This is a genomic window from Centipeda sp. (in: firmicutes) (genome assembly GCF_057271695.1).
This window is the reverse complement of sequence record NZ_DBHIVL010000009.1, coordinates 1-26,258: the sequence shown is the minus strand read 5'-3', so window position 1 is coordinate 26,258 and position 26,258 is coordinate 1. Positions and strand designations below refer to the sequence as shown.

The 26,258-nt window shown below is 56.0% G+C and carries 30 protein-coding genes; all 30 read right to left on the bottom strand.

Going from position 1 to position 26,258, the window contains the following annotated elements:
* Positions 1 to 40: 40 nt before the first annotated feature.
* Entirely contained in the window at positions 41 to 1,195 is a 1,155-nt protein-coding gene (gene rpsA / locus ACO6BQ_RS02825; protein WP_489119432.1) for a 30S ribosomal protein S1, read from the bottom strand.
* Positions 1,192 to 2,022, bottom strand: coding sequence for a 4-hydroxy-3-methylbut-2-enyl diphosphate reductase (ispH, locus tag ACO6BQ_RS02820; RefSeq protein ID WP_489119414.1), 831 nt, complete (start codon positions 2,020 to 2,022; stop codon positions 1,192 to 1,194). Before ispH ends, rpsA begins: the two co-directional genes overlap by 4 nt.
* Positions 2,023 to 2,153: 131 nt before the next feature.
* Positions 2,154 to 2,519: a fluoride efflux transporter CrcB gene (gene crcB / locus ACO6BQ_RS02815; protein WP_489119413.1), complete on the bottom strand. Its 366-nt coding sequence runs from the start codon at positions 2,517 to 2,519 to the stop codon at positions 2,154 to 2,156.
* The gene (locus tag ACO6BQ_RS02810; RefSeq protein WP_489119412.1) at positions 2,516 to 3,136 is read right to left on the bottom strand and encodes a histidine phosphatase family protein; all 621 of its coding nucleotides are present in this window, start codon (positions 3,134 to 3,136) and stop codon (positions 2,516 to 2,518) included. Before ACO6BQ_RS02810 ends, crcB begins: the two co-directional genes overlap by 4 nt.
* 20 nt (positions 3,137 to 3,156) lie before the next feature.
* Positions 3,157 to 4,035, bottom strand: coding sequence for a GHMP family kinase ATP-binding protein (locus ACO6BQ_RS02805; RefSeq protein WP_489119411.1), 879 nt, complete (start codon positions 4,033 to 4,035; stop codon positions 3,157 to 3,159).
* The gene (gene cobS, locus ACO6BQ_RS02800; RefSeq protein WP_489119410.1) at positions 4,026 to 4,805 is read right to left on the bottom strand and encodes an adenosylcobinamide-GDP ribazoletransferase; all 780 of its coding nucleotides are present in this window, start codon (positions 4,803 to 4,805) and stop codon (positions 4,026 to 4,028) included. The genes ACO6BQ_RS02805 and cobS overlap by 10 nt, the downstream gene beginning before the upstream one ends.
* A gap of 9 nt (positions 4,806 to 4,814) precedes the next feature.
* The gene (gene cbiB / locus ACO6BQ_RS02795; protein WP_489119409.1) at positions 4,815 to 5,774 is read right to left on the bottom strand and encodes an adenosylcobinamide-phosphate synthase CbiB; all 960 of its coding nucleotides are present in this window, start codon (positions 5,772 to 5,774) and stop codon (positions 4,815 to 4,817) included.
* Entirely contained in the window at positions 5,771 to 7,294 is a 1,524-nt protein-coding gene (locus ACO6BQ_RS02790; protein ID WP_489119408.1) for a cobyric acid synthase, read from the bottom strand. Before ACO6BQ_RS02790 ends, cbiB begins: the two co-directional genes overlap by 4 nt.
* Positions 7,294 to 7,866, bottom strand: coding sequence for a bifunctional adenosylcobinamide kinase/adenosylcobinamide-phosphate guanylyltransferase (cobU, locus tag ACO6BQ_RS02785; RefSeq protein WP_489119407.1), 573 nt, complete (start codon positions 7,864 to 7,866; stop codon positions 7,294 to 7,296). The genes ACO6BQ_RS02790 and cobU overlap by 1 nt, the downstream gene beginning before the upstream one ends.
* Complete coding sequence (locus ACO6BQ_RS02780; RefSeq protein ID WP_489119406.1) at positions 7,854 to 9,221, bottom strand: cobyrinic acid a,c-diamide synthase CobB; 1,368 nt, start codon at positions 9,219 to 9,221, stop codon at positions 7,854 to 7,856. The genes cobU and ACO6BQ_RS02780 overlap by 13 nt, the downstream gene beginning before the upstream one ends.
* Positions 9,222 to 9,232: 11 nt before the next feature.
* Positions 9,233 to 9,868, bottom strand: coding sequence for a precorrin-8X methylmutase (locus ACO6BQ_RS02775; RefSeq protein WP_489119405.1), 636 nt, complete (start codon positions 9,866 to 9,868; stop codon positions 9,233 to 9,235).
* A 15-nt stretch (positions 9,869 to 9,883) separates the two neighbouring features.
* Positions 9,884 to 10,666 (bottom strand): precorrin-6A reductase, encoded by a 783-nt coding sequence (gene cobK / locus ACO6BQ_RS02770; RefSeq protein ID WP_489119404.1) that lies wholly within the window; start codon positions 10,664 to 10,666, stop codon positions 9,884 to 9,886.
* The gene (cobJ, locus tag ACO6BQ_RS02765; RefSeq protein ID WP_489119403.1) at positions 10,663 to 11,418 is read right to left on the bottom strand and encodes a precorrin-3B C(17)-methyltransferase; all 756 of its coding nucleotides are present in this window, start codon (positions 11,416 to 11,418) and stop codon (positions 10,663 to 10,665) included. The genes cobK and cobJ overlap by 4 nt, the downstream gene beginning before the upstream one ends.
* Entirely contained in the window at positions 11,406 to 12,494 is a 1,089-nt protein-coding gene (locus ACO6BQ_RS02760; RefSeq protein ID WP_489119402.1) for a cobalt-precorrin 5A hydrolase, read from the bottom strand. The genes cobJ and ACO6BQ_RS02760 overlap by 13 nt, the downstream gene beginning before the upstream one ends.
* Positions 12,491 to 13,246, bottom strand: a complete 756-nt coding sequence (cobM, locus tag ACO6BQ_RS02755; RefSeq protein WP_489119401.1) for a precorrin-4 C(11)-methyltransferase — start codon at positions 13,244 to 13,246, stop codon at positions 12,491 to 12,493. Before cobM ends, ACO6BQ_RS02760 begins: the two co-directional genes overlap by 4 nt.
* Positions 13,247 to 13,255: 9 nt before the next feature.
* Positions 13,256 to 13,831 carry a precorrin-6Y C5,15-methyltransferase (decarboxylating) subunit CbiT gene (cbiT, locus tag ACO6BQ_RS02750; RefSeq protein ID WP_489119400.1) on the bottom strand — a complete coding sequence of 192 codons (576 nt, stop codon included), beginning with the start codon at positions 13,829 to 13,831 and terminating at the stop codon, positions 13,256 to 13,258.
* A complete protein-coding gene (gene cbiE / locus ACO6BQ_RS02745) occupies positions 13,828 to 14,469 on the bottom strand; it encodes a precorrin-6y C5,15-methyltransferase (decarboxylating) subunit CbiE (RefSeq protein WP_489119399.1) in 642 nt (213 codons plus the stop codon). Before cbiE ends, cbiT begins: the two co-directional genes overlap by 4 nt.
* The gene (cbiD, locus tag ACO6BQ_RS02740) at positions 14,466 to 15,572 is read right to left on the bottom strand and encodes a cobalt-precorrin-5B (C(1))-methyltransferase CbiD (RefSeq protein WP_489119398.1); all 1,107 of its coding nucleotides are present in this window, start codon (positions 15,570 to 15,572) and stop codon (positions 14,466 to 14,468) included. Before cbiD ends, cbiE begins: the two co-directional genes overlap by 4 nt.
* Before the next feature lie 207 nt (positions 15,573 to 15,779).
* A complete protein-coding gene (locus tag ACO6BQ_RS02735; RefSeq protein WP_489119397.1) occupies positions 15,780 to 17,465 on the bottom strand; it encodes a methyl-accepting chemotaxis protein in 1,686 nt (561 codons plus the stop codon).
* A 325-nt stretch (positions 17,466 to 17,790) separates the two neighbouring features.
* Positions 17,791 to 18,405, bottom strand: a complete 615-nt coding sequence (lexA, locus tag ACO6BQ_RS02730) for a transcriptional repressor LexA (RefSeq protein WP_489119396.1) — start codon at positions 18,403 to 18,405, stop codon at positions 17,791 to 17,793.
* Positions 18,406 to 18,499: 94 nt separating this feature from the next.
* The gene (locus ACO6BQ_RS02725; protein WP_489119395.1) at positions 18,500 to 19,390 is read right to left on the bottom strand and encodes a prephenate dehydrogenase; all 891 of its coding nucleotides are present in this window, start codon (positions 19,388 to 19,390) and stop codon (positions 18,500 to 18,502) included.
* Positions 19,387 to 20,400 carry a 3-deoxy-7-phosphoheptulonate synthase gene (aroF, locus tag ACO6BQ_RS02720; RefSeq protein WP_489119394.1) on the bottom strand — a complete coding sequence of 338 codons (1,014 nt, stop codon included), beginning with the start codon at positions 20,398 to 20,400 and terminating at the stop codon, positions 19,387 to 19,389. The genes ACO6BQ_RS02725 and aroF overlap by 4 nt, the downstream gene beginning before the upstream one ends.
* A 12-nt stretch (positions 20,401 to 20,412) precedes the next feature.
* On the bottom strand, positions 20,413 to 20,862 hold the full coding sequence (locus tag ACO6BQ_RS02715) for an N-acetyltransferase (RefSeq protein WP_489119393.1): 450 nt from the start codon (positions 20,860 to 20,862) through the stop codon (positions 20,413 to 20,415).
* 25 nt (positions 20,863 to 20,887) lie between these two features.
* Positions 20,888 to 21,517 carry an endonuclease III gene (nth, locus tag ACO6BQ_RS02710; RefSeq protein ID WP_489119392.1) on the bottom strand — a complete coding sequence of 210 codons (630 nt, stop codon included), beginning with the start codon at positions 21,515 to 21,517 and terminating at the stop codon, positions 20,888 to 20,890.
* Position 21,518: 1 nt separating this feature from the next.
* A complete protein-coding gene (locus tag ACO6BQ_RS02705; protein ID WP_489119391.1) occupies positions 21,519 to 22,880 on the bottom strand; it encodes a PFL family protein in 1,362 nt (453 codons plus the stop codon).
* A 15-nt stretch (positions 22,881 to 22,895) separates the two neighbouring features.
* Positions 22,896 to 23,168 (bottom strand): ACT domain-containing protein, encoded by a 273-nt coding sequence (locus ACO6BQ_RS02700; protein ID WP_489119390.1) that lies wholly within the window; start codon positions 23,166 to 23,168, stop codon positions 22,896 to 22,898.
* 110 nt (positions 23,169 to 23,278) lie between these two features.
* A complete protein-coding gene (locus tag ACO6BQ_RS02695; protein ID WP_489119389.1) occupies positions 23,279 to 23,899 on the bottom strand; it encodes a 4Fe-4S binding protein in 621 nt (206 codons plus the stop codon).
* A complete protein-coding gene (locus ACO6BQ_RS02690) occupies positions 23,896 to 24,099 on the bottom strand; it encodes a 4Fe-4S binding protein (RefSeq protein WP_071530397.1) in 204 nt (67 codons plus the stop codon). The genes ACO6BQ_RS02695 and ACO6BQ_RS02690 overlap by 4 nt, the downstream gene beginning before the upstream one ends.
* Positions 24,065 to 24,403 carry an ArsR/SmtB family transcription factor gene (locus ACO6BQ_RS02685; RefSeq protein ID WP_489119388.1) on the bottom strand — a complete coding sequence of 113 codons (339 nt, stop codon included), beginning with the start codon at positions 24,401 to 24,403 and terminating at the stop codon, positions 24,065 to 24,067. The genes ACO6BQ_RS02690 and ACO6BQ_RS02685 overlap by 35 nt, the downstream gene beginning before the upstream one ends.
* 1 nt (position 24,404) lies before the next feature.
* The gene (locus ACO6BQ_RS02680; RefSeq protein WP_489119387.1) at positions 24,405 to 26,063 is read right to left on the bottom strand and encodes an FAD-dependent oxidoreductase; all 1,659 of its coding nucleotides are present in this window, start codon (positions 26,061 to 26,063) and stop codon (positions 24,405 to 24,407) included.
* Positions 26,064 to 26,258 lie beyond the last annotated feature (195 nt).

The window sequence follows — 26,258 nt, the reverse complement described above, 5'->3', positions numbered from 1 at the left end:
CACTCCTTTTTGGTTCCTATAAAGTTATTGGCAGGAAGCCTTACTTCAGCCAGTCGAGATGTGCCTCAACCTGGCCTTCCGTATTCTCGCTCGCCTCTGCCTTCTCAGCCTGATGCTCGTCCACATACTTCTTGATGTCCGCATTGTCCGCGTCACGCTTCGCCTTGGTGATCGAAAGCGAAATGCGCTTGCGCTTCGTGTCGATACGGAGCACCTTGACCGTCACAACATCGCCCGTGTGGACAGCCTCGTCCGCACGCTCGATGCGCTTCTCGGCGAGCTCGCCCATCGGAATAAGGCCGTCAAAGCCCGGCTCGATCTCCATGAACGCACCGAAGTCCGTCAGCTTAATGATCTTACCCTCGATAAAGTCGCCCTCGGCATACTGCTCCGCCTTCTCTACCCACGGATCCGGAAGTGTGTCTTTCACCGAGAGAGAGATGCGCTTTGCGTCTTTGTCAACACTCTTGACAAAGACATCGAGCTCCTGCCCCACCTCGAGCACCTCCGACGGGTGCTTCACACGATGCCATGCGAGGTCAGAGATATGAGCAAGACCGTCCACACCGCCGATATCGATGAACGCACCGTAGTCGACAAGACGCTTGACCGTACCGCGTACAGTCATCTCGGGCTCGATCGCCGAGAATACAGCTTCTTCCTTCTCTGCTCGGTCGCGCTCGAGAAGTCTGCGGCGCGAGAGCACAAGACGGCGCTTCTGGACATCGATCTCAATGATCTCAGCCTCGACCGTCTGATCGACATAGACTGCAAGATCCTTAACGAAGTGCAGTTCCATCTGGGATGCAGGGATAAAGCCGCGCAGGCCCATGACGTAAGCAACAAGACCGCCCTTGACCTCTTTCGCGATCTTTGCCTCGACCGTCTCACCCTTCGCCTGAATCTCCTCGATGTCCTTCCATGCGGCCATCTTGTCTGCCTCTACCTTGGACAGACTGCCGCCATTATCGCCGCCAAGCGACTTGATGTAGACATCAATCTCGTCGCCGACCTTTACAACATCATGTGCATCGTCCGGCGCAGGAACGGCAAGATCCCTCTTAGAGACAGGAATCTCCTGCTTGTAGCCGATATCGACATACGCCTCATCGCGGGATACCTGAACGACTACCCCTTTGACGACCGTACGCTCTTGGATATCGGGCATATCTTCCTGTTCCAAAAGTTCCTTCATGCTCTGTTCTGACACTGTTTATAAACCTCCTTGATAATCCAGTCCGGCGTTGAAGCACCAGCTGTAATACCAATTTTATTAACATCCTTCATCCAATCTTCCTGCAGCTCCGCCGCAGTTTCGATGTGGTATGTTTTGCATTTTGTGGCGCACAACTGCGCGAGCCGCGATGTATTTGCGCTGTTCTTGCCGCCGACGACAATCATGATATCGACGTTTTCGGCAAGCTCCAGTGCCGCCTCCTGACGCAGATCCGTCGCTGTGCATATGGTGCGCAAAATCTTGATCTCACGCGACTTCTCCAAAAGACAGGAGACAATACTCCGAAACTTCGCGCCGGAAAATGTCGTCTGTGAGACAATCCCAAGTTTGCCGATGCGCGGAAGTGCCTCAGCCTCCACCTCGGTCTCGATAATATGAGCACCATGCGCCGTCCATTCGAAGATACTCTTGACCTCCGGATGGTTTTTCTCTCCGACAATGACAACCGTATACCCTTCCTCGGATAACAGTTTTGCCGAAAGCTGTGCCTTCTTGACGTGCGGACAAGTCGCATCCACGAGCTCTAAACCGCGTGACTCCGCCTCCTCATACACCTTTGGTCCCACTCCGTGCGAGCGAATGATGACAAGACCATCCTCCATCTCATCAAGTGAGCCGACGGTACCAACGCCCTCACTCCTCAGGCACTCCACCATCTGCGGATTATGAATGATCGGACCAAGCGTACTGGATGTGCCATCCGTGGAGGCATTCTGTCGGGCAATTTCAATGGCGCGTTTCACACCATAACAAAAGCCCAGATGCTCCGCTAAAATAACCTCCATAGACCTCACCACGTTGTGTAATGATTCTCAATAAATCTACACATACATAATCCCATCCACACAATCTGTGTAACAGTATAACACGCGAATCCTTCCCACGCAAATAAAATTTTTTCTCTCTGTCACATTGGTCAACCACTAACAATCTGTTTTGCCGTAAACAACGCCAAAAGCCCGAGTGTTATGCTCAAAACGATGTAGAGAACGGCGACCGTGTACCGCCCCTCCTCAAGAAGCGTGAGCGTCTCAAGAGAGAACGTAGAAAACGTAGTAAAGCCGCCGCAGATGCCTGTCTGCAAAAAGAGCACAAGGCGCGGCTCAAGATTCCCATGCTTTCCAAGGATGCCGACAATCAGTCCAATGACAAAGCATCCAACCAAGTTGACCGCAAACGTAGCAAGAGGAAAACCGCTGTCAAGTTTCGGGATAACCAGTCCGAGCAGGTAGCGCGAGATCGCACCAACCGCGCCGCCAAGCCCGACAGCGAGGAGATTCATCGCTCGTCTCCGTGCAGATGAGACGTATCGTTCATGAGTGTGACAACGGCAAAACCGTCGTCCTCAAAGCGGATCTTGTTGACCGCTGTATTGAGCTGAGATATATGCCAGATGGAGCGAATCGGCATCGCCAAAATATCAGTGAGCAGGATGCGGATGGACGCTCCATGTGAGACGATGACAACGCGCTTTCCCCGCTGCTCTGCCGCAATCGCACGCACGCGCCCTGCCACGCGCTTTTGAAAGTCTGGAAAGGGCTCGCTGTGTGGAATATCGGCACGCTCGGGATCGTTGTAGAACTGTTTCATCGCATCCGGATTTTCTGCATTCACATCGCTGAAACTCCGACCTTCCCATGCACCAAAGTTGAGTTCGCGCAGCAGCGGGTCGGACATAACCGTCAGACCAAAACGAGCGGCAAGAGGTGCTGCCGTTTCCATCGCACGTATGAGATCGCTCGCATAGATGGCATCCACATGATCAAGCGCAAGATTTCGCCCAAGTGCCTCTGCCTGTGCGCGCCCCGTCTCCGAGAGCGGCACATCCGAGTGTCCCTGAAAGCGTCCCGTTTGATTCCACTCCGTCTCCCCGTGTCGGATGATGATGATCTCTGTCATTTTGCCTCCCCGTCCTATAACTACGGTCGAATCTCACAGACAACACCGCCGGAAATCAGGCGTACCGTCTGCATGTAATGGTAACGTCCATCAAACTCTGCTGCAAGTTTGAGCGTCTTTTGAACAACATCCTGCTCCTGCAGATCCGACGCCCAGAGGACACCGACCACAGTTCCGCTGTGTGCAACGAGTGTACCGAGGCCCCCCCAACGCTGGGCAGAAACGATGAACTCCTCCAAATGAGGCTTTTCCAAATGCTCCTGATTGAGACGTGCACTTCCCGTCGCGACTTGACCAAGCAGCATTTCCTTCCGATGTCCATGTGTGCGAAAAGCCTGATCCACCATATGAAGAAGCTGCCGATATTCCGCATCCTGATTGCCACGATTTCCCTTACTCTTATAATACGCAATCGTGTCAACAGTCCCCCCCACATCGAAAATCGAAATGGAAAGGAGCGGGACATTGTAGTATTGCCCGAAGAGTTCCCCCGTCGTATGGCCGACATGGGACAGACCTCCGAACGCAATGCCATCGCTTGGCTCAATGGCAATAGCGATGTCCATGATCTCGCGCCCCGTAAACTCCCGCCCAAAGATGCGTGCCGTCGCATAAGCAACGGCCGCAATGTCCGCGCTCGAGGATGCCATCCCCTTTCCCTGCGGAATTTCAGAGGATAAACGGATGCCGAACGGAAGGAAATCCTGACCGATGTACGCAAGCGTTCGTGCCACGGCCTCCTCTGCTTTTGCACCAAGCCCGTGCATCCCCGTGAACGCATCTGAAACAGTCGCCACGGCGTACATGCTGATGGGTGCGGTCACAAGAAACGGAATCCCATCGAGGACACCTTCCACGAGTTCGCCGCAAGACGCCGGTGCTTTTGCAATTATCTCCATAAAATCCCCCAAAAAAGTTCCCACGTGTCCGGATGTGTCGATCCAAGTGAAAATACTGCGAGGACAATTGTCTCCGTGAGTACGGTTGCAGCACCGTAGACATCCCCCGTTACGCCTCCAAGAATCGCGGTCATCCGGCGGCAAAAGAGGAGTGTGAAGACCATACCGAGCACGAGAGCAAGCGTTGCAAGGAGCCCAATCGGAACGACGAATACAGCGGTCGTAACGCCAGCAATCGCAACGGTTCTGCGATCTGCCATATCCGCGAATGTCTTCCCCATGCCGTCTGCTCGTGCATACGGAAAGCAAGAAACGGCAAGCACCATTGCCATCCTGCCGATGATCGGCATGACGAAGAACACGGACACAAGAAGAAGCGGGTTGATATCCAGAAGCAGTGCAAACTGAAGAAACATGAGCAGGACGAAGGACACAACACCGAACGAGCCGACACGGCTGTCCTTCATGATCTCGAGCTTGCGTTCCCGCTCCCGCCCCGAGAACACGCCGTCCGCCGTATCCATAAAGCCATCCGCATGCAGACCGCCCGTCAAGAGAAGCGGCAGGATCAACAGCAGTGCAGCAGTGAGTGCCCGCATTCCAAGAACAGAGACGAGAATCCATGCCGCAAACGCATAGCAGATCCCAAGCACAAGACCGACGAGCGGAAAGAAGCGCGTGCTGCGACCAAAATCCTCTGCCGTCCACACGGTCTGCCGGACGAGATGAATACGCGTGAGAAATTGAAGCCCGATCCAAAAAGAATTCATGAAATGCCTCTATTGCCGATAAAAAGAAAGCAGATAGTAAAAGAGCAAAAAGAGCACGGTTGCCGTATACATGAGGCGAACTGCACCGAGGATATGCTTTGCAGAGATCTCCATATGCGCATCGCCCATATAGGCGCGAAAATGCCTCTCTCCAAAATAATAGTTTACACCGCCGAGGCGGATATGCAGAGCCCCCGCAACGGGAGCCTCCGCATGGCCGCCGTTGGGGCTCGGATGCCCTGCCGCATCGCGCACGAGGATGTTCAGCGCGTTGCGTCCGTCGTAGCCGAGGAGATATGCCGCCATTACGAAGAGCATCCCCGTAATGCGTGCGGGGACAAAGTTCAACACATCGTCCACACGCGCCGCCATGCGTCCGAAGTAGAGATAGCGCTCATTTTTATAGCCGAGCATGGAGTCCATCGTGTTCGCTGCGCGATAGAGCACGGCAAGCGGCGCACCGCCAAAGGCGAAGAAGAAGAGCGGTGCAATGACACCATCCACCGTATTCTCCGCCACTGTCTCAATGGTCGCACGCGCCGCATCCGCCTCATCGAGCTGCGCAGTATCGCGCCCAACGATGTAGCCGACATGCTCCCGCGCTGCGGGGAGATCCCCCTTAACCAGCAGAGTACAGATGTCCTGCCCCGCCTTTGCGAGCATACGCGGCGAAATGCAGAAATAGAGCAGAATCACGCTGACGAGATCCGCCCCCCACGCTACGGGCAGCTCACGAGCCACCAACAGAAGCCCCTCCGCACATCCGTAAGATATGCAAAGCACGAGCAGAGTGAGAAATGCCCCCATCGCAAATTTCCGCTGATCGCTTCCATTGGTGGGATAGAGCAGTCGCTCCAAAAACGCGATGAAGCGGCCAAGCACGGCAACGGGATGCCAGCGTGACTGCGGATCCCCGAGCACGGTATCAAGAAAAAATGCCGTCATGGCAATGAGCGAGGCAGAGATCATCTGCGCCCCTCCACAATCTCCCGCAGCTTCTCCATGTCGAGACTCGCACGCACCGTTTCCGCAAGGCGGTCATAGGCGTGCTCCTTTGCCTCACGATAGCGGTACTGCACGGGCATCTCCGCCCAGCCGCGCTGTACGCGCAGACGGTTCAACAGACTGCGCCGAAAATCGTCGTCGTCGAAGATGCCGTGAATGTATGTACCAATGACAAGCCCGTCTGCAGAAACTGCGCCGTCTGCCACAAAATCATCTTCCTGAGCGATATGGAAGGGGCGTTCCGTCTTCTCAAAGAAGTCCGTCTGCCCCATATGAATCTCATAGCCAAGAAGATTTTTCCCGGAAATGCGCGCCCCATGAAAACTAAAATCAGCGGATGCGGTCACCTGACGCAGACGCTTCTGCGCCGCAAATGTCGTCTCAATCGGCAAATAGCCAAAGCCCGGTGTCTCGTCGTGCTCCGACTCCGTGTGAAGCGGGTCGCGCACTACTTGACCGAGCATCTGATAGCCGCCGCAGATCCCGAAGAGCGGTGTTCCTGCTGCCACACGCTCCCGAACGGCTGCCTCAAGTCCCGTTTCACGGATGTAGAGCAGATCCTCCGTCGTATTCTTTGAGCCGGGCAGGAGAATGAGGTCGGGGATTCCCAGTTCGCCGGGTGTCGTCACGTAGTAAAGGGCGACATCCGGCTCGTTCGAAAGCGCATCAAAATCTGTGAAATTCGAGAGCTTCGGCGTGCGGATGACGGCAATACGCAGCTGATCTTTTCCTGCGCCGCCGTCCCCGTAATTTTTCTCGTCCAGAGATACCGAATCCTCCTCGTCGATTCCCAGCTGTTCGATATGCGGTACAACGCCGAGGACGGGTTTACCCGTTTTTTTCTCAAGGAAGTCGAGCGCAGGGGTCAGCAGGGTCACATCCCCACGGAACTTATTGATGACAAGCCCCTTGACGAGAGCGCGCTCCTCCTCGTCCAACAGTTCGAGGGTTCCCACAAGAGAAGCAAGTGCGCCGCCGCGGTCGATATCGGCAATGAGGAGGACAGGCGCTTGCAGATGCTTTGCCACGCGCATATTGACAATGTCATTCGCCTTGAGATTGATCTCAGCGGGGCTGCCTGCGCCCTCAATCACGAGCAGATCATACTCCTCACGAAGACGCTCCAGAGCCTCCTCGACTGCTCCCCACGCCTTGAGCGAGTACCCCTTATGGTATTCGCGTGCGCTCATGTTGCCGACCGGCTCCCCCATGATGACAACCTGTGACTGGGCATTCCCCGTCGGCTTGAGCAGCACAGGGTTCATATCGACCATCGGTGCAAGTCCCGCAGCCTCGGCCTGTGCGACCTGCGCACGCCCCATCTCGCATCCGTCAAGCGTAACGTACGAGTTCAGTGCCATATTCTGCGCCTTGAACGGAACAGTGCGCCGCCCTTCCTGATGAAAGATGCGGCAAAGAGCCGTTGTCAAAATACTTTTACCAACATGGGAGCTCGTTCCCATCAGCATAATGCTCTTTGCCATCAGATCACCTCCGCAAGTTTCTTAATGTTCACGGGAATCCCGCAGGTGACCAGGTAAACCTCTGCCGCACTGCGTGCAATTTGCTGATTTGCCAGTCCCGCCATATCCCGATAGAGCCGCCCGAGGCGATGCTCCGGAACGATGCCCGCCCCCACCTCGTTTGTCACGAAGATCGTGGTTACATCGACCTCCTCAGCCGCCTGAATGAGTGCTTGGATCCGCTCCTCCACATGGAGGGAGAAAGTGTCACGCTCCAGATCTTCCTCGGAATATTGGAGCATATCGTTGCTCAGAAACATCGTGATACAGTCGAAGAGAATCACGCCATGCTCCGCTCCTGCGGCACGAATGGCATGCTCTGTATCAAACGGAGCTTCATAGGTCGACCAGTCCGCAGGCCGGCGGGACTGATGCAGATCGACACGATGCCGCATCTCCACATCGTAGACCTGAGCCGTCGCAATATAGGCGACCTGCGCCCCATGCTTTGCGGCACAGCGCGCGGCATAGTGCTCGGCAAAGGCGGATTTGCCCGAGCGTGCGCCGCCCGTGACTAGGATTATCTGCCCCATTGACGACACGCCTCCACAAAGTACTTTGCAGCCGTCTGCGCACCCGCAAAATGCAAATGCAGATAGCTGCCGAGTACATTTCTATAGATACAGCCCGCCTCATACTGCGCCCCGTTGCGCAGCTTTGTAAAGCGCAGCGGACGTACGATCTCAGCCGTATCATCCGCCTCCTCCACAGAAAAATGGAACTCATGCCCATGCAGCAGAAGCCCTGCAGAGCCAAGAACAGTATCCACGGTCTGCTCCGCCTCCACATAGCCGACCATCTGCAGTTTCTCCGTCATGCGTGCACGCACGGGAAATACCCCCGCCATCACATATTCCGCGCCCGCAAAATCGACAAGCGACTGCATCAGATACATATAGCCGCCGCATTCGGCGTAGATGGGCATTCCCTCCTCTGCCGCACGACGAATGGAGGATCGCATGGCGGCATTCGCGGAGAGCTGCCCCGCAAACATCTCGGGGAAGCCGCCGCCGATGATGATGCCGTCCACATCGGGCAGCATTTCATCATACAGGGGACTGAACTCCACGATCTCCGCACCGCACGCCTCTAGTTCTGCAAGACTTGCCGCATAGTAGAAGGAAAACGCCTCGTCACGTGCGACACCGACGCGTACAGAATCCGATGGTGCCCCCCCCTGCACTCCTGCAGCGGCAAGCACTTCGGCACTGCGGGCAAGTTCCAAAATCCCGTCCAGATCCAGCCCCGTCTCTACACGCGCCCCCACGGTGCGAACCGTTTCCGCCGCCGCATGTTCTTCGACAGGTGTAAGACCGAGGTGACGCTCGGGCAGCGCAAGCGCAGCGTCGCGCCGTAGTGCACCGTAGACACGCAGATCAATGCCTGCCATCGCCTCACGAATCATCTCCTCGTGCGTCTCGCTGCCAAGACGGTTGAGGAGGACTCCCGCAAGATTCAGTTCGCGGTCATAGGTGCGGAAACCGAGTGCCGTCGCTGCCGCCGATGCCCCAACCGACTTTGCATCGATGACGAGGAGAACGGGGGCGCTCAGTGCCTTCGCAATCGCAGCAGTCGAACTGATGCCGCGCCGCCCGCCGTCATAGAGCCCCATAACCCCCTCTATGACGGCGATGTCTGCGCCCGCGCATTCGCGTGCAAAGATCTCCGTCAACCGCTCCTCCGGCACAAGCCATGTATCCAGATTATGCCCCGTGCGGCCGCTCGCAAGCTGGTGATAGCCGAGATCGATATAGTCCGGCCCCACCTTGAACGACTGCACACAAAGACCACGCCCACGCAGAGCTGCGAGAAGCCCTGTCACAAGCGTCGTCTTGCCGCCGCCCGACTGCGTCGCTGCAACGACGATGCGCGGAATATTCCACTGCATGAGTTTTCTCCTTAGGGACGTGTATTGTCGATGATATACATGAGCGCGTTGATCGCCGCTGCTGCAATCGGGCTGCCGCCCTTCGTTCCCTCAACTGTGATGTACGGAACAATTCCGTTCTCTGCAAGCTCCGCCTTGGATTCCGCAGCCCCCACGAATCCGACGGGGATTCCCACGATGCACGCGGGACGAATCCCCTCCTCACGCACGAGGCGCAGCACCTCAAAGAGTGCCGTAGGGGCATTGCCGATAGCGACGATACTGCCGTCCAGAGCCTTGCCGAACTTTCGCATGGCAACCATGGAGCGCGTAATCCCCAACTCTTTTGCCTGCACGGCAACATCGGGATCCGCAACCAGACAGTGCACCTCCCCGCCAAACGAGGCGAGTTTTTTCTTATTGATGCCCGTACGCACCATCTCGACATCCGTATAGATGTGCGCCCCCGCCTTCAGTGCCTCGATGGCGCGGTCGATCGCCTCGGGATGCACACGCGTAATCGGCGCATAGCCGACATCACCAGAGGCGTGAATCAGGCGCGAATAGAGCTTCGTCGCACGCTCATCCAGATGCAGTTCCGCCAGATGGGGGGCAATCAGCTCCATGCTGCGATTTTCAATCGTCATAGGCTCCTTGATAAAATCCATAAAAAACTCCGATTTCTACGATTCCATGATCGAATCGACAAATTGCTTTACTTCCTCAAAACTGTGTGCCAAATGCGGATAGTCGAGTACAGGACGATCAATCACAACAACGGGCAGCTCCAAGTCTTCCGCTGCCTGGAATTTTGCATCCGTACCGCCAATTGTTCCGCTGTTCTTCGTCACAATGACATCCGCCTTGTACTTTTCATACATCGCACGATTCAGCTCGCGCGAAAACGGTCCCTGCATTGCAATGATCTGCGCCGGTGTCAGACCAAGCCCTTCACAGAGCGCAATCACCTCTGTCGTCGGCAAAACGCGTGCAATCAGCGTGCAGTCTGCCAGCGGCTCCGCCTTCACAAAGCGTTCCAGATTGCGGCTGCCCGTCGTCAGAAATACGTTTTTCCCAAGCCGTGCCGCCGTCTCCGCCGCCTCCTCGTAGGAGTGCACAAGATGCACATTTTCATAGGAAATCTTCGTAAGATCACGCTCAAACCGGATGTAGGGAATTCCCTCCGTCGCGCATGCTGTCATGGAGTTGTGTGAGACATTGACGGCGTAGGGATGCGTTGCATCTACAAAGGCGCGGATGCCGTGCTCCTGGAAAAAGGCGCGCAGTCCCTCCTCATCGAGAGGCGTATCATTGATGAGCAGATGACCGCCGCCTTGTTCCCTCTGCTCTGCAAGGAGCTGCTGCCCATAGGAACTGACCACCGACGCAGCCACATCATAGCCCACCGCACAGAGACGGCGCACGATCTCACGCCCGTCCTGCGTTCCCGCCGCTGTGAAAATCAAAGCCCCGGCTCCCGCTTCTGATAGCCACGCGGCGTAATCATCCAGTTGCCTACCTGCCGCGTCTTCGAGTTGCCAATGATGACAAGCGAGAACATATTGATGTCCTCCTTCGTAAAGTCGCCGAGCGTCGAAATCAGCACCGCCTCATTCACACGGCTCGCACCTGTCACAATACCGACGGGAGTTTCGGGCGCGCGATGGCGCAGGAAAATCTCCTGCACTGCATTGATCTGCCCCACGCGCTTATTGCTGCGCGGATTGTAGAGTGCCGTGACAAAGTCCCCCTTTGCAGCGAGCTCCGCACGCTCCTGAATGATCTCCCACGGTGTGAGCAGATCGGAGAGACTGATGACAACGAAATCGTGCATAATGGGCGCACCAAGAAGGCCCGCTGCCGCGCTCATCGCGGAAACACCGGGAATAACCCCGCCGAATTCCGGCCGCTCCGCTTCATCCACCTTCACGAGCAGTTCGAGAACCAGTCCCGCCATGCCGTAGATGCCGGCGTCGCCGCTCGAGATAACAACGACCGTCTCTCCCTCCGATGCCGCCTTGAGTGCCGCACGACAGCGGTCAATCTCCTGCGTCATCCCCGTATCGAGCACCGTTTTCCCCTCGACCAGCTCCGCAATCAGATCCACATATCGCTTGTACCCGACCACCGTCGTCGCTTCTTCAATCGTACGCCGCGCACGGTACGTCATATCATCCAAACTGCCGGGACCGATGCCCACAACACTTATTTTTCCCATAGGAGTGCCACCGTCACTTTCCCAAATGATGTTTTTCCGAGCGCCATGCGCCCGCCTTCTTCTCCTGCCGCACAGAGTGCCGCTGCCTCGGATACATTTCCGACGCCGATCGTCTGCCGGACAAAGTCAGACTCCGTGAGTCCGTATCGTCCAATCATCGCCGCGAGTTCCTCGTTCGGATAGAAGCGAATCTCCCGCCCGAGGGTCGCCGCTGCCGCGAGCAGTCCTTCCTCCTCGCTCTTGACCGTGGTACTGGCAAAGAGGTCAATGACCGACGGCTCACGTCCAATCATACTGCATGCCTCCGTCACCGCACGCAGGATCTTCGCCTCGGGTATGCCCGCACGGCAGCCGACACCTGCAATCAGACGGCGCGGCACGAGGTAGAGCGTACGCGGCTCATATACCTTCGGAACATCCTCCGCACACGAGATAACAACGCGGTATTCATCCGCTCCCACGGGCGGTATTTCTCCCCGAAAAAGCCGCGCCTGTATCTCCTCTGCACGCAGCTGTGCCTCATAGAACGCAGCGTGAGGCAGATCGCTCGCAATGTAATACGAGATTTCCTTCTCCTCAAGCAGAGCCGTGTTCAGCACCTGGATCGCCGACTTTGGCACGGGACGCAGTGCCAACCGTGCCGCCATCGCATCGGGGGCAAGAACCCCCGTCACATCCGTCGCCGTCGTGATGACAGGATCAGCCCCCACCGCCGCACAGAGCATGCGTGTGAGTTCATTCGCACCGCCGATATGCCCCGAGAGGAGACTGATGCCGTGCCGCCCTGCCTCGTCGAAGACGAGCACAGCAGGATCATACAGCTTGCTCTCCACATAGGGCGCAAGCATACGCACAACAATCCCCGTCGCCATAATGCAGATGAGTGCATCATAGCGCGTGAATGCTGTCTTGATGACATCTGCGAGACGCCTGAAATACACAGTCTCATGCTCCGTCGCAATGCTGTCACGCAAACGCTCGGGCAGATAAATTGTCCCGCCGCCCTCCACTGCATCGGAGAGACGCAGAACAAGACGTGCGCCGCCTGCGGTCAGTGCAAAAAAGGCCGTTCTCACGACTTCGCGTCCCGGAACATATGCGAGAATCCGGGTGCATAGAGTTGTGAGAGATCATAGTCCGTATCGAGGCAGTCCCCGACGACGATCATCGCCGTGCGGTCGATCTCCTCCGCCTTTACCTGCGCCGCAATCGTCGCGAGCGTACCGCGCAGAATCTTCTGCTCCGGCCACGTCGCACGCTGCACAATGGCAATCGGCGTCGTTTCCTCATACCCGCCTGCAATGAGCTCTGCGGCAACCTCCTCAATCATAGCGATGGAGAGGAAGATGCACATCGTAGCGTGGTGCGCGGCGAGACTGCGGAGCTTCTCACGCTCCGGTACAGGCGTCCGTCCCTCGTTGCGCGTGATGATGACCGTCTGTGAGATGCCGGGCAGCGTGTACTCCTGCCTAAGAGCCGCCGCCGTCCCGAGGAAGGAACTGACGCCCGGCACAACATCATACGCAAAGCCGCGCTTCTTCCACGCGTCCATCTGCTCCTGAATCGCGCCGTAGATTGCAGGGTCGCCCGTATGCAGACGCACAGTCATCTTGCCCTCGGCCTCCGCCTGTGCGATCGTCTCCACAACCTCATCAAGTGTCATATGCGCCGAGTTGTGAATCTCCGCATTGTCCTTGCACATGGAGAGAAGCGCCGGGTTGACGAGTGAACCGGCATAGATGACGACATCCGCCTCCGCGAGATAACGTGCGCCCTTCACCGTGATGAGTTCGGGGTCGCCGGGACCCGCGCCGACAATATGGATCATGTAGATTCCTCACTTTCTCTGAGCTGTGATAATGTAAATGGGGTTGAGTGCCTTTGCCATATCATAGGGACCAACACGCTCCAACCGACTGATCTGCACCTGTATCGCCTCATAAGCATACTGCTCGGCATGTGCATGAAAATAGTCCAGACAGGCAGAGACCGTCTGCATCGTGATCGCATTCGCCACAATGCGCCCCGCAGGGCGCAGACGCGCCCCGATGATATCCAGAATATCCGCGAGTTTGCGCCCGCTGCCGCCAATCAGAGCCACATCAAGTGCGGGCAGTCCCTCCAGTGCTGCAGGGGCTGCTCCCTCGACGACGGTAATATTCTCCACACCGAAACGCTTTGCATTCTCCGCGATCAGTCCGATACCCTCGGGATTTTTCTCAATTGCATACACATGTCCCGCAGGTGCAAGCCGCGCCGCCTCAATCGAAAGGGAGCCCGTTCCCGCGCCGACATCATAGACGACGGCATCCGCTGCAATCTGTGCCTTGACAAGAGTGAGGATGCGAATCTCCTCCTTTGTCATGGGTACCTTGCCTCGTACAAATGCCTCATCCTTTATTCCAAGATTCATAGATCCTCCTCATGGGTGCAAACGATGATGACACCGTGCCCAATGCCCGTATCATCCTTTGCCGCCCCCAATGTCATCTCAATAATTTTCTCATCTTCATATGAAAGCCGCGTGCAGACATACATACGGTCATTCTCCCGCCACCCGCACGCAAGCAGACGCACAGCAATCGTCTGTGAGTTGTTGCGCCCATCCGTCAGCATCCCGAGCACAGCACCTTCTGTACGGACAAGTTCCGCTTCGAGAGGTTCACGCCCATGAAAGCTGAGAAGCCGCGCATTATGCCATGGCAGCGCGAGCCGCGCAAAGGCAAGCTGCAGCGAGCTGATACCGGGCACAACCTCGATCTGTCCAACGGGAAATGTGCGCCGCAGGGCATCGAGCAAAGAGTAGTAGCCGGGGTCACCCGAGACCATAACCACCACATCATCCACTGCAAGAGCATCCCGAATAAAGGCAAGCACCCCCGGAATATCCGCACCAATGACGCATTCACGCGCCTCACTGTGCGAATAATCCGCAAGCGCACGCCTCCCCCCGACAAGGATACGCGCCTTTTCGATCATTTTCTGTGCTTTCGGCAACAGATAGGCGGGATCTCCGGGGCCTATTCCAACAACAATAATTTTATGCGTCACTGCTCAAGTCTCCATCCATAAGAGCGTGCAAAGGAACGCGCCCGCTCGTCCGCGCCGAGAATATCGCCCGCAAAGTTCACCATCAGCGCACCGACCTGAACCTTGCCAAAGAGATAACGCTCTGCGCGAACGTGGACACGCTCTGCGATAACGGCACAGACACGTTCCATCAGGCCTGCAGCGGCGATGATTTCCATCGCGTCCTCCGTCGTATTCGCCCCGAGGACGGAACGCACGTCATCCTGTGCCAGCCCCTCTGCCGCCGCATAAGCGGCAAGTGTCTCAAGGCGGGCATCCGCAATGCGGTTGTGTGTGTGAAACACCCCCGCTGCCATCTTCACCAGCTTACCCGTATGACCGAGGATGAGGACACGCTTTGCCTCACGCTCTGCTGCACGATCCAGCATAAAGCCGATGAAGTTGCTCGTCTCAATGAGTGCCGCCTGCGGTACACCGAGCGAGAGCGCAATTTTCTCCCCGATCTTGCCGGGCACGAATACGAGCACGGGCTCGCCCGCCGCCAGTGCTACATCAATCTGCGGAACAAGCGAGTCCTTGAACGCTTCCTCGGACATCGGACGAAGAACCCCCGTTGTCCCGATTACAGAGATTCCGCCCTCAATGCCGAGCACGGGGTTCAAGGTTTTCTTCGCCAGCTCCACACCTGCGGGAATGGAGATCGTCACGCGTGCACCCGTATCAATACGCCCCGTCATCTCCTCGATAACATTGCGAATGAGTGTCCGCGGTCCTTCATTGATCGACGGCTCTCCGACGGGAAGGCTCATGCCGCGCTTCGTCACCGTTCCGACACCCTCGCCCGCACAGAATTCAATGCCAGGCTCATCACACAGCACGACCGTTGTAAATACGGAGACACCGTTTGTGATGTCGGGGTCATCACCCGAAAACTTTACCACCTCGGCGCGAATCCCCTCCGCCGTATCCATGACGGATTTCACCGGAATCGTCAGAGGCGTTCCGTCGAGCGCAGTCAGGTCGACGGTATTCCAATCCGCCCCTGCCATAAAAAGAAACGCAGCCTTGACCCCCGCTGCCGCACACGCCCCCGTCGTATAGCCACTGCGCAATTCCTTTGCCATAGTCACCTCTCAAATGACAGAAAAACAGAATGATTATATCATTTTTGGCAGTAAATGAAAAGGGAACGCCATGCTTTTCACACAGAGAACTGTTTGACCAGCGATGCCCAAAGCTTCCATACAGCAGCGGTTGCCTAAAACAGATACCCCCATGCGAAAAGCACAGGCAGAGGAGTGCCTGTGCTTTTATCGTTTTTCTTCAAAATTTTACAAGTGGAACTTATGCACCTCATCTTGCAGACGTTGAGCAAGTTCGGCAAGGGCATTGCTTGCCTTTGTTATCTCGTGCATCGCAGCCGTCTGTTCCTCTGTTGAGGCAGAAATGGTCTGTGCATCTTCGGCGGACCGCTCTGTGATGGTTTCAACATGGTTGATCGCACCGATCATTCCCTCCTTCGTGGCATTCACCTCGCCAGTTGCTTCAGCTGCAAGATTAATCTGGCGCGAAAGTTCCTTGATTCGGCTGGCGACAGCATGGAACGCCTCGCCGGAAAGTGCCACAACCGCAGCACCGTCCTCGACGTTCTCATTGCCCCGCTGTATCGCGGTCACAGCCTCTGCCGTATCACGTTGGATCAAGGAAATACGGTCAGCAATGTCCTTCGCCGATGCACCGGACTGCTCGGCAAGTTTTCTTACTTCCTCTGCAACAACGGCAAAACCGCGCCCGGCCTCTCCTGCACGTGCCGCCTCGATCGCAGCGTTGAGCGCGAGGAGATTCGTCTGCTCGGAGATCCCGGAGATGGTATCCACGATCGATCCAATCTCATCCGAACGCTTTCCAAGTGCCTCGACAAGAGCCGCAGCAGCGCGAACCTGTTCGGCAATCCCCTGTATCCGAGCAACCGCATTCTCCACTTGATGCTGACCTTCCTCGGTTTTCGCCTGACTCTCCACCGCCAAATCATGAACACTGCCGACACGTTCCGACAGCAGTCCCATCCTCTCCGTCATATGGTTTGCGTGTCCGATCAGCTGATCAACCACGTCTTTCTGCTCAGCAGTCCCCTCTGCCATACGAACGGTATTGTCCGCAACCTGCGTAATGGATTCGAGGGTCTGATTGGAACTTGCGGTAAGTTCCTCCGATGCGGCAGCCACCGTTTCTGCAGAGCCGGAAACATTCGACAGCAACTCACGCAGACGATTTTTCATGCGATTCGCACTCCGAGCGAGATGACCAACCTCATCGGAACTGGAGACATCCAAATCGGCGATACGCAAATCCCCATCTGCGATCTTGCCCAGTCCCTCCGTCAAATCATTGATGGGGCGAAGTGCACGACCGATGATGACATAGGAAACCACGTTCATGATGATGATAACAGCCAGAGCAGCGATAATGATCTCCAGCAAGAACATACTTCTCACATCATCCATAACGTCACGGGCAACGCCGACAAAGACCATTCCTACCGCCTGTCCGTCCGCACCTTGCAGCGGGATGTAGGAACTCATATATGCCTTTTCGAGAATGTCCGCACGCCCTGTATATCTCGTGTTGCCCTTCAAGACTGTTTCAGCAATCTTCGGGTCTGCTTTGGTCCCGACGTTCCGTTCGCCATTTTCTTTTTTAAAATTTGTAGAGACACGGGTATCGCCGGCAAAGAACGTAACATATCCCTGGACGACTTCTCCCAGGTGATCGGTAAGTTCCTGTTTATCACCAAAACGGTGATCTCCCTTATAAAGTTTACCGTTTTCTACATGCCATGCTCCCGGAAAACGCGCATCCATCGCTTCGACAACCATCTCCGCGTTGCTTTCCGCCTGCATTTCCAGAGCCCGGTCAAACCCCTCGTCGGCACTGCGCCACCCAATCAGCGTAATGCAAACACAGACCAGTATGACGCAGACATCCACAAACAACATCGACTTGAACTTCAGGCCCATATACGACATCCTCCCCTGAACACATATTTCCTTAACATGGTCTTATTATATTCTTAGCTGTCTGATTTGTAAAGCAGATATTCACGAAATCATTGATAAATTCAGCACCGCCATCCCGGCACATTGTTTTCGCCCCGTCTTTGTCAAACAAGCGGGACAAAAATTTGTACCAATCTGACGGTATTCATTTTATCAGCGATTCCACAAAAAATCCACAGCGGACACCTTATGATCCGGTTCAACACGGGGGTATCAAAGGCATCACGCTATGGATGAAGAGATCCTTGCACCGGGAAAATGCAGATTTTACACACAAAAACAAATCTCAGATATGACGATAAAGACCGATGACCTTGCCGAGAACCTGCACGTCCGTTTCGTAGAACGGCTCCATCGAATCGTTCTCCGGCTGGAGACGAATGCAGTTTTTCTCGCGGAAGAAACGTTTCACCGTTGCCGATTCACCGTCCACGAGTGCCACTACAATATCGCCATCGTTCGCGGTCGGCTGCTGTTTTACGAGGACAAAATCCCGATCGAAAATACCGACGTTGATCATGCTGTCCCCCTGGATCCGCAGCATAAAGACATCCTCTGCCGTGCCGATCAGTCCGCGTGGGAAGGAAAACACATCCTCGACATTCTGCTCCGCAAGAATCGGCTCGCCCGCCGTCACAACACCGACAAGCGGCACGGGAATCGTACGCCCCCACGGATTCTCACCCATGATGTCAATCGCACGTGGCTTCGTCGCATCACGGCGGATCGCACCGTTTTCCTCAAGCATGGAGAGATAGCGATGCACGGTCGAACTGGACTTAAGCCCGACGGCCGTTCCGATCTCACGCACCGAGGGCGGATATCCCTTCTCCACCAAGAAATCTTTGATGTACTGCAAGATCTCGGATTGACGCCGTGTGGATATTCTGGTCTTCTTCACACTAATACCCCCTGACAGGTTTTTCGTACACACATAGCCTTTTTCATTGTAGCATATATACGTTCTAAAAAAAAGAGGGTTTTGAAAAAAACCCTCAGTTTGTATCAAATTTTTGTTCTGCATCGTACAGAATGCTGTCACGACGCTCCTTTGAGGCAAAGAAATAGTCATGCACAGCCTGCCGATCCCCGGCTTCCACGGCGGTAATAACTTCACCGAGAATTATCTGCAACTGGCGCAGAGAATCCGCAATCGGTTTCCCATTCGTCATGCAGATGTCCGCCCACATATCCGCATTCGACGATGCAATGCGTGTCGTGTCCTTGAAGCCGCCGCCAATGAGCTTGAGGCATGAGTCCAGATCATCGCCGCTGCGGTTAAGCAAGGTGACGAGCCCTGCTGCCGCGAGATGAGGAACGTGACTGATGACCGCTGCACAGCGGTCATGCTGCGCGAGATCGAGCGTAGTAAAGTTTGCGCCCGTAAGTCTTAGAACCTCCATCAAACGCTCTTTGACTTCCTGCGGAACGGTCGGATCGTCGATGATCACATACGCCTTGCCAATAAAGAGCTCCTTTGTCGCCGCCTCGACACCGCTCTTTTCGCGCCCCGTCATCGGATGTCCCGGCACATAGTACACGGTGCGCGGCAGGATCTCATGCAGAGCATCGTAGACATAGCCCTTCGTACTGCCCGCATCCGTCAGGATCGCGCCCTCTTTCAGATGGGGCAGTATTTTTTTCACCATCGGCACGATCTGCAAAACAGGAGGGCTAAGATAGACGATGTCCGCATTGCCGACAATCTCCGCGAGATCCGATGAGGCGTAATCCACAGCTCCACAGTCCATCGCCGCACGCATGGATTTCTCCGAGCGGCAAAGTCCCGTGATGTAGATCTCGTCCCCGCATGCCGCCTTGAGACAGAGCCCGAGTGAGCCGCCGATCAGCCCGACGCCGATGATGGCGAGCTTCGTCCTGCTCATGCGCGTCGACCGACGGCAGGTGCAATCTGGCGCACCTCATTCATCAGCTGCTCGAAATTGCGCGGCACAAGGCTCTGATCGCCGTCCGAAAGCGCACGTTCCGGATGGCAGTGCACCTCGATGAGGAGGCCGTCCGCGCCGACCGCAACGGAAGCACGTGCGAGTGGGCGTACCATCTGCCACCGCCCCGTCCCATGACTCGGGTCAGCAATCACGGGGAAGTGTGTGAGCTCCTTGAGCGCCGCAATGGCATTGAGATCCATCGTATTGCGCGTAAAGGTCTCATAGGTGCGGATGCCGCGCTCGCAGAAGATGATATTCTCGTTTCCACCCGCCGCAATGTACTCGGCCGCATTCAGCCACTCACTGATCGTCGCCGAAAGTCCGCGCTTGAACAGAATGGGCATCTTCGTTTTTCCGAGTGCTTTGAGCATCTGGAAATTCTGCATATTGCGCGCACCGACCTGAAGCAGATCGGCATATTCCGACACGATCTCGATATCGTCCTTGTCCACGACCTCGGTCACAACACGCAGCCCCGTCTTATCTCCAACATCGCGAAGAATTTTCAGACCCTCAAGCCCAAGCCCCTGAAAGTCATACGGGCTCGTGCGCGGCTTGAACGCACCACCACGCAGGAATTGAGCACCGGCAGCCTTCACCTGCACGGCGGCATCATAGACCTGCTCATAGCTCTCAACCGAACAGGGACCTGCCATAATGGCAAGCTGCTCACCGCCAACGGGGAAGCCTGCCACATCGACAATGGTGTTTGCCGGATGAAAGTCGCGGCTGACCATCTTATATTTCTCTGTGATACGAACCGTTTTCTCGACACCATCCATCATATTCATCTCAAGTCCCGCAATGATCTTCTTATCGCCGATCACACCGATGATAAAGCGATCCTCTCCCTTTGAGAGATGTGTGCGCAATCCCGCCTGTTCAATCTTCGCCGCGACCTGATCGATATTCGCCTGTGTGGCTCTCGGATTCATAACAACAATCATAATACGCCTCCATCATACCTTAATCATAGCGATTTCATCACAGTTCGGATATTTCGGACAGTCGATGCACTCTTTCCAGACCTTCTGCGGCAGTTCCTCCTGACTGATACGGATAAAGCCAAGTTTGCGGAAAAACTCCGGCTTGTAGGTGAGCGTAAACACCTTCTCGATCCCGAGCGCGTCCCCCTCCATGAGCAGATACCCGACAATCTCTGCGCCGATCCCCTGCCGCGTATGGGCAGGGGCAATCGCCATCATGCGCACCTCGGCAAGTCGATCCCACATGATATGCAGGGCGCCGACGCCGACGACCTCACCCGCGTCCTCCGCAACAATCATATCGCGCAGATTCTCATAGAGCGTGTTGCGTGAGCGCGGGAGCATCTCTCCCTGCGCTGCATAGATATGCACGAGCTCATAGATGGCCTCGATATCATCAAACCGCGCCTTTCGGTAAATCATGCTCTCACGCCCCTTTCATTGGATTTTATGCGGCACTCGGACAGACCGGAGCAAGCGGGCACTCCCCGCAGAGCGGCTTTCGCGCCTTGCAGAGCTGTCGTCCGTGCAGAATCAGCCAGTGATGGGCATCGCTCCAATCCACTCGCGGAATCGCCTTCTGCAAGCCCTTTTCCACCTCAAGCGGGGTCTTGCCGACCGCAAGGCGCAGACGGTTCGCGACGCGAAACACATGCGTATCGACCGCAATCGCGGGCGCGTGGAATGCGACGCTCATCACGACGTTTGCCGTCTTGCGTCCAACCCCGGGGAGCTTTTGCAGTGCCTCGAAGTCCGCCGGAACTTCCCCGCCGTATTCCTGCAAAAGGATATGACATGTTTCGAGGATATGCTTCGCCTTCATGCGGAAGAACCCGCAATCGTGAATCGCTTGCTCAAGCTTCACCTGCCCGAGTGCGGCAATCGTCTCCGGCGTATTCGCATATTGAAACAGCCGTCCCGTTACCACATTCACACGCACATCCGTGCACTGCGCCGACAGAATAACCGCAATCAGCAGTTCAAACGGTGTCTTAAACTCCAAAGCAGGCTTCGCGTTCGGATAGAGCTCACGCAAAATACGAAGCTGCTCCGCCTTAATCACTTTCGTTACTCTCATATCAGTTCGTCAGTGACCGCGTCGGCGCGGGAATCCGACCGCCGCGTGCAATGAATGCCGCCGAACTGAATCCACTGCGCACGGGTACAATCGGCGAGTAGCCGAGGAGACCACCGAACGATACGCCCTCGCCCACCTTCTTGCCCGGCACAGGGATGACGCGCACCGCCGTCGTCTTGTTGTTCACCATGCCGATGGCAGCCTCATCTGCAATGATCGCAGAGATCGTCGCCGCAGACGTGTCGCCCTCAATCGCAATCATATCCAGACCGACCGAGCAGACACAGGTCATCGCCTCAAGCTTCTCAATCGACAGACTGCCGCGCTGAACCGCATCGATCATGCCCTCATCTTCACTCACGGGAATGAACGCACCCGAGAGTCCGCCGACATGGGAGCTCGCCATAAGCCCCCCCTTCTTGACGGCATCGTTGAGGAGGGCGAGCGCCGCCGTCGTGCCCGGCGCACCGCACGCCTCCAGACCCATCTCCTCAAGAATACGCGCCACACTGTCGCCGACCTCCGAGGTCGGTGCAAGCGAGAGATCGATGATGCCGAACGGCACGCCCAGACGACGCGATGCCTCGCGTGCGACAAGCTGTCCCACACGCGTAATCTTGAACGCCGTGCGTTTGATCGTCTCGGCAATCTCCGTGAAGTCCGCCCCCTTGAGATCCTCAAGCGCGTGCTTTAGGACACCCGGGCCACTAACCCCCACATTGATGACGCGGTCGCCCTCGGCAACGCCGTGGAAGGCTCCCGCCATAAAGGGATTATCCCCCGGCGCATTGCAGAAAACAACGATCTTCGCGCAGCCGATTGCCTCCTGCTCGCGCGTCAGCTCTGCCGTACGTTTGATGACCTCGCCCATCTCGCGCACCGCATCCATATTGATGCCCGCTTTGGTCGAGCCAATATTGATCGAGGAACAGACAATATCCGTCGCTGCCATTGCCTGCGGAATCGAATTGATGAGCACACGGTCGCCGTGCGTCATCCCCTTTTCTACGAGCGCGGAAAAACCGCCGATGAAGTTGACCCCGACCGCCTTTGCCGCACGATCAAGAGCCTCCGCCACGGGGACGAAGGAATCCGTCTGACACGCGTCAGCTGCAATCGCGATCGGCGTAACCGAGATGCGCTTGTTGATGATGGGGATACCGTACTCCGTCTCGATGTCCTCGCCCGTGCGCACGAGGTACTCCGCCGAACGCGTGATCTTCTCGTACACATTCTGACAGAACTTGTCAATGTTTGGATGCGCACAGTCGCGCAGGGAAATCCCCATCGTGATCGTACGCACATCCAGACGGTTTTCCGTAATCATCCGATTTGTTTCACGGATGTCGTCAAATGTAATCACTCTGCCGCTCCTCGCTCAAACGCTGTGCATGACCTGAAAGATCTCCTGATGTTGGAGCTTAATGTCAAGACCGCGCTCCTCGCCCTTCTTCCGCAGGAGTTCCTGCAAATCCTTCAGGCGGATCTCCGCATCGTCCGGCATCTCGGCAATCATGACCATGTTGAAGAAACCGTCCATGATATTCTGATTCACATTCATGATGTTCACGCGCTGCTCTGCGAGAATCCCGCTCACCATCGCCACAATACCGACTTGGTCTCGTCCGACAATCGTCACAACCAGCTTCATCGTCGTCACTCCTCATCAAAAAAATAAGCATTCGCACCATTCGGAGCGAATGCAGCATAGCGTAAATTTTATCAGAAAATGCAGAGAGCGTCAATCATTACACAAATCAGTCATTCGAGCAAATACATCGCGAGCCCAGAACCGCAGCTTCTTCCGTCCCCCGATGCCTTTGCACGGCAGATCACCTGCGTCATCGTTCCCATCGGACAGATGACACACCATGCACGCGGACGATAGCGCAGCATCATCAAAATGCCGATGATTGCCGAGGTCAGCATGAGGCTGTAGAAGCCGAAGGCAAACTGTGCAGCCCACGGTGCGCCATCTCCGCTGTACGCCCAGCCCCACGGCACATCAAACAGCCAGAACAGTGTCACCGTCTCCCGCAGAGGAGCACCTGCCGCCGCATGATAGCTTACGAGCATCACATTGGCAAACATGGTCAGAAAGAACGCCAGGAATCCATAACGGAAGCGCCGACTGCGCAGCCACATTGGCAGTTCATTTCGTGCGGAAAGATGCAGACGGCTGCCGAGCAGCTGAAAGAGCTGTCCACGATCACAGTAGTGATTGCAGTAATCCTTGTTTCCCGCCACCAAAGCAAAGGCGAGCGGTGTGAGAAAGCAGATCATACCGAGCCATGCGAACAGAATATTGACAAAGCCCAGTGAGAAATACACGATAGAGAAGATCCAAAAATATTGATACCATCGCTTGCCCCTCGTCCTCATGTGCACACCTCCATTCGTATGATCTCCGCCGGACACTCACGACTGCACATACCGCAGCCGACGCAGCGTGCAGGATCGACCACCGCATAGAGCCCGCGCCTAACGGAGATTGCTCCACGCGGGCACACACTCTGACACGTTCCACAGGCAACGCAGCTTCCGCGTTCAACAACAGGGAGTGGTCGCTTCCTCGTCCCCATGAGCCGCCCCCTTCTCGTCTGCCCCACAGAGCAGGGCATGCAAGATCTTTGCAACACGTTCATCCTTCAACTGATAAGCAACCTCGAGCCCGCTGCGTTCTCCACGGATCAGCCCCGCCTGGCGCAACTTGCTCAGATGCTGCGACACGGTGGACTGCGGTGCATCCAGACAATCCTGCATATAGGAGACATTACAGCTCCCCTCACGCAGAAGCCGCCGCACAATACAGAGCCGTACGGGATGCGCCAATGCCCGCAAGAAATCTGCGGCCTCCTCAAGACGCTCCTGATCCTCAATTACCATCTTAATTTCTCTCCTCATGCTGCATCTTCATGTAAGTATAGCCGCCAACCATATTTTTTACGGAAAACCCGTGTGCCCGCAGAATCTGCTCTGCAAGATAGCCGCGCAGTCCCATCTTGCAGCAGACGACGATCGGTACCTGCGGGTCGAATTCATGCAGACGCTCGCGCAGCCGAGGCAAAGGAATGCGCTGCGCTCCTGCAATCTCGCCCGCATGATATTCCTCCGGCGGGCGAACGTCGATGAGCCTTGCCCCTGCCGCAAGTTCCGCCGAAAGCTCGTGCGGGAGAAGCGGAATACTCCTGCCCAGCAGAATATTTTCTGCTGCATAGCCGGCCATATTCACGGGATCTTTCGCTGCGGAATACGGCGGTGCATAGGACAGCTCAAACTCTTCCAAATCCGCAACCGTGAGCAACCGCCCGATGGCAGAGGCAAGAACATCGATGCGCTTGTCCACGCCCTCTGCTCTGATTGCCTGCGCCCCCAGTACAACACCATCCGAAAGACGGAAAATCAGCTTGAGCGCAACCTCCTTCGCCCCCGGATAATAGGCCACATGATGGCGGGGGAAAATCACCGTAAAGCGATAATCCTTTCCGTACACCATCCCTGCTGACTGGAGGGCTTGCTCGTTCTGCCCCGTTGCCGCTGCCGTAAGACCAAATACCTTGAGCGCGGCAGTTCCCACTACACCGCGATAGGCACGCGCCTCCCCTGCCATACGATCCGCAGCCAGACGTGCCTGCCGATTCGCAGGACCTGCGAGCGGGAGTGCCGTCACTTTTCCCGTCTGTGCGGAGCGAGTCAGCACCGCATCCCCAACAGCATAGACATGAGGGATATTGGTCTGCATATATTCATTGACAAGAATGTGCCCGCGCTCCCCGAGCGCAATGCCGCTCCCGTCGAGGAACGCGGTGTCGGGACGCACGCCGATCGCAAGCGCGACGAAATCCCCATGTACCGTACGCCCACTGGAAAGACGTACGCAGATCCCACCGTCCTCCTGCTCCTCAAATCCGGCAACTCCATCCCCAAGTGTAAGCTCTACGCCGTGCCTACGCAGCTCATCCTCAAGCAGCGAAATCATATCTGTGTCAAAGATCGGAAGGATATGCGGCATCGCCTCGACCAGAGTAACAGACAGCCCTCGCTCACGCAGATTTTCCGCAAGTTCCACGCCGATGAAGCCGCCGCCAACCACAACAACGCTGCCGCCCGTACCGACGAGGGAACGAATACGATCCGCATCCTGCACACTGCGCAGCGTCGCAATACGCGGATGATTGATGCCGGGGATTGGCGGACGCAGCGGCTTTGCTCCCGGTGAAAGCAGCAGCGCATCATAACTTTCCGTATATACGCCGTCCGCAGAGCGCACCTCTACGGTACGATTTTCCGTATCCACACGTGTGACTTCACTGCATACACGCACATCGACGTTATACATCCCACGGAACTTCTCAGGAGTTTGGAGGAGCAAGTCCCCCCGTTCAGCGATGACATCGCCCACATAGTACGGAAGCCCACAGTTTGCAAAGGATATATCCTCCCCTCGCTCAAAGAGAACGATTTCCGCGTGTTCGTCCAGACGGCGCAGACGTGCCGCAGCCGTCGCTCCGCCTGCTACCCCACCAACAATAATATACTTGCTCACATGAACTCCTCCTTTTACCTAATCGCTATATCCATATATTACGATATAAAGATATCTATGTCAATAAAAAACTGAGAGCACATATGCACCCTCAGATAAAATTCTCTTTCCTTGTAGAGCGTATGTTTTTTGCTATGAGGCTAAGGAAGCACTGATAAATTCAGCCGCGCCATCTTGACGCATCTTTTTTGCCCG

Bases quoted from the DNA above. Each gene is read 5' to 3' on its own strand.
- cobM (WP_489119401.1), bottom strand. From the start codon at position 13,246: ATGATCCATATTGTCGGCGCGGGTCCCGGCGACCCCGAACTCATCACG.
- cobJ (WP_489119403.1), bottom strand. From the start codon at position 11,418: ATGGGAAAAATAAGTGTTGTGGGCATCGGTCCCGGCAGTTTGGATGAT.
- cbiB (WP_489119409.1), bottom strand. From the start codon at position 5,774: ATGATCTCTGCCTCGCTCATTGCCATGACGGCATTTTTTCTTGATACC.
- cbiD (WP_489119398.1), bottom strand. From the start codon at position 15,572: ATGGCAAAGGAATTGCGCAGTGGCTATACGACGGGGGCGTGTGCGGCA.
- ACO6BQ_RS02810 (WP_489119412.1), bottom strand. From the start codon at position 3,136: ATGACAGAGATCATCATCATCCGACACGGGGAGACGGAGTGGAATCAA.
- ACO6BQ_RS02735 (WP_489119397.1), bottom strand. From the start codon at position 17,465: ATGGGCCTGAAGTTCAAGTCGATGTTGTTTGTGGATGTCTGCGTCATA.
- ACO6BQ_RS02725 (WP_489119395.1), bottom strand. From the start codon at position 19,390: ATGAGCAGGACGAAGCTCGCCATCATCGGCGTCGGGCTGATCGGCGGC.
- nth (WP_489119392.1), bottom strand. From the start codon at position 21,517: ATGAGAGTAACGAAAGTGATTAAGGCGGAGCAGCTTCGTATTTTGCGT.
- aroF (WP_489119394.1), bottom strand. From the start codon at position 20,400: ATGATTGTTGTTATGAATCCGAGAGCCACACAGGCGAATATCGATCAG.
- ACO6BQ_RS02780 (WP_489119406.1), bottom strand. From the start codon at position 9,221: ATGCAGTGGAATATTCCGCGCATCGTCGTTGCAGCGACGCAGTCGGGC.
- cbiT (WP_489119400.1), bottom strand. From the start codon at position 13,831: ATGAATCTTGGAATAAAGGATGAGGCATTTGTACGAGGCAAGGTACCC.
- ACO6BQ_RS02775 (WP_489119405.1), bottom strand. From the start codon at position 9,868: ATGGATTTTATCAAGGAGCCTATGACGATTGAAAATCGCAGCATGGAG.
- rpsA (WP_489119432.1), bottom strand. From the start codon at position 1,195: ATGAAGGAACTTTTGGAACAGGAAGATATGCCCGATATCCAAGAGCGT.
- ispH (WP_489119414.1), bottom strand. From the start codon at position 2,022: ATGGAGGTTATTTTAGCGGAGCATCTGGGCTTTTGTTATGGTGTGAAA.
- ACO6BQ_RS02685 (WP_489119388.1), bottom strand. From the start codon at position 24,403: ATGGTAATTGAGGATCAGGAGCGTCTTGAGGAGGCCGCAGATTTCTTG.
- ACO6BQ_RS02690 (WP_071530397.1), bottom strand. From the start codon at position 24,099: ATGGGGACGAGGAAGCGACCACTCCCTGTTGTTGAACGCGGAAGCTGC.
- cobS (WP_489119410.1), bottom strand. From the start codon at position 4,805: ATGAATTCTTTTTGGATCGGGCTTCAATTTCTCACGCGTATTCATCTC.
- ACO6BQ_RS02700 (WP_489119390.1), bottom strand. From the start codon at position 23,168: ATGAAGCTGGTTGTGACGATTGTCGGACGAGACCAAGTCGGTATTGTG.
- cobU (WP_489119407.1), bottom strand. From the start codon at position 7,866: ATGGGGCAGATAATCCTAGTCACGGGCGGCGCACGCTCGGGCAAATCC.
- ACO6BQ_RS02805 (WP_489119411.1), bottom strand. From the start codon at position 4,035: ATGGAGATAATTGCAAAAGCACCGGCGTCTTGCGGCGAACTCGTGGAA.
- ACO6BQ_RS02715 (WP_489119393.1), bottom strand. From the start codon at position 20,862: ATGATTTACCGAAAGGCGCGGTTTGATGATATCGAGGCCATCTATGAG.
- crcB (WP_489119413.1), bottom strand. From the start codon at position 2,519: ATGAATCTCCTCGCTGTCGGGCTTGGCGGCGCGGTTGGTGCGATCTCG.
- ACO6BQ_RS02695 (WP_489119389.1), bottom strand. From the start codon at position 23,899: ATGAGGACGAGGGGCAAGCGATGGTATCAATATTTTTGGATCTTCTCT.
- ACO6BQ_RS02790 (WP_489119408.1), bottom strand. From the start codon at position 7,294: ATGGCAAAGAGCATTATGCTGATGGGAACGAGCTCCCATGTTGGTAAA.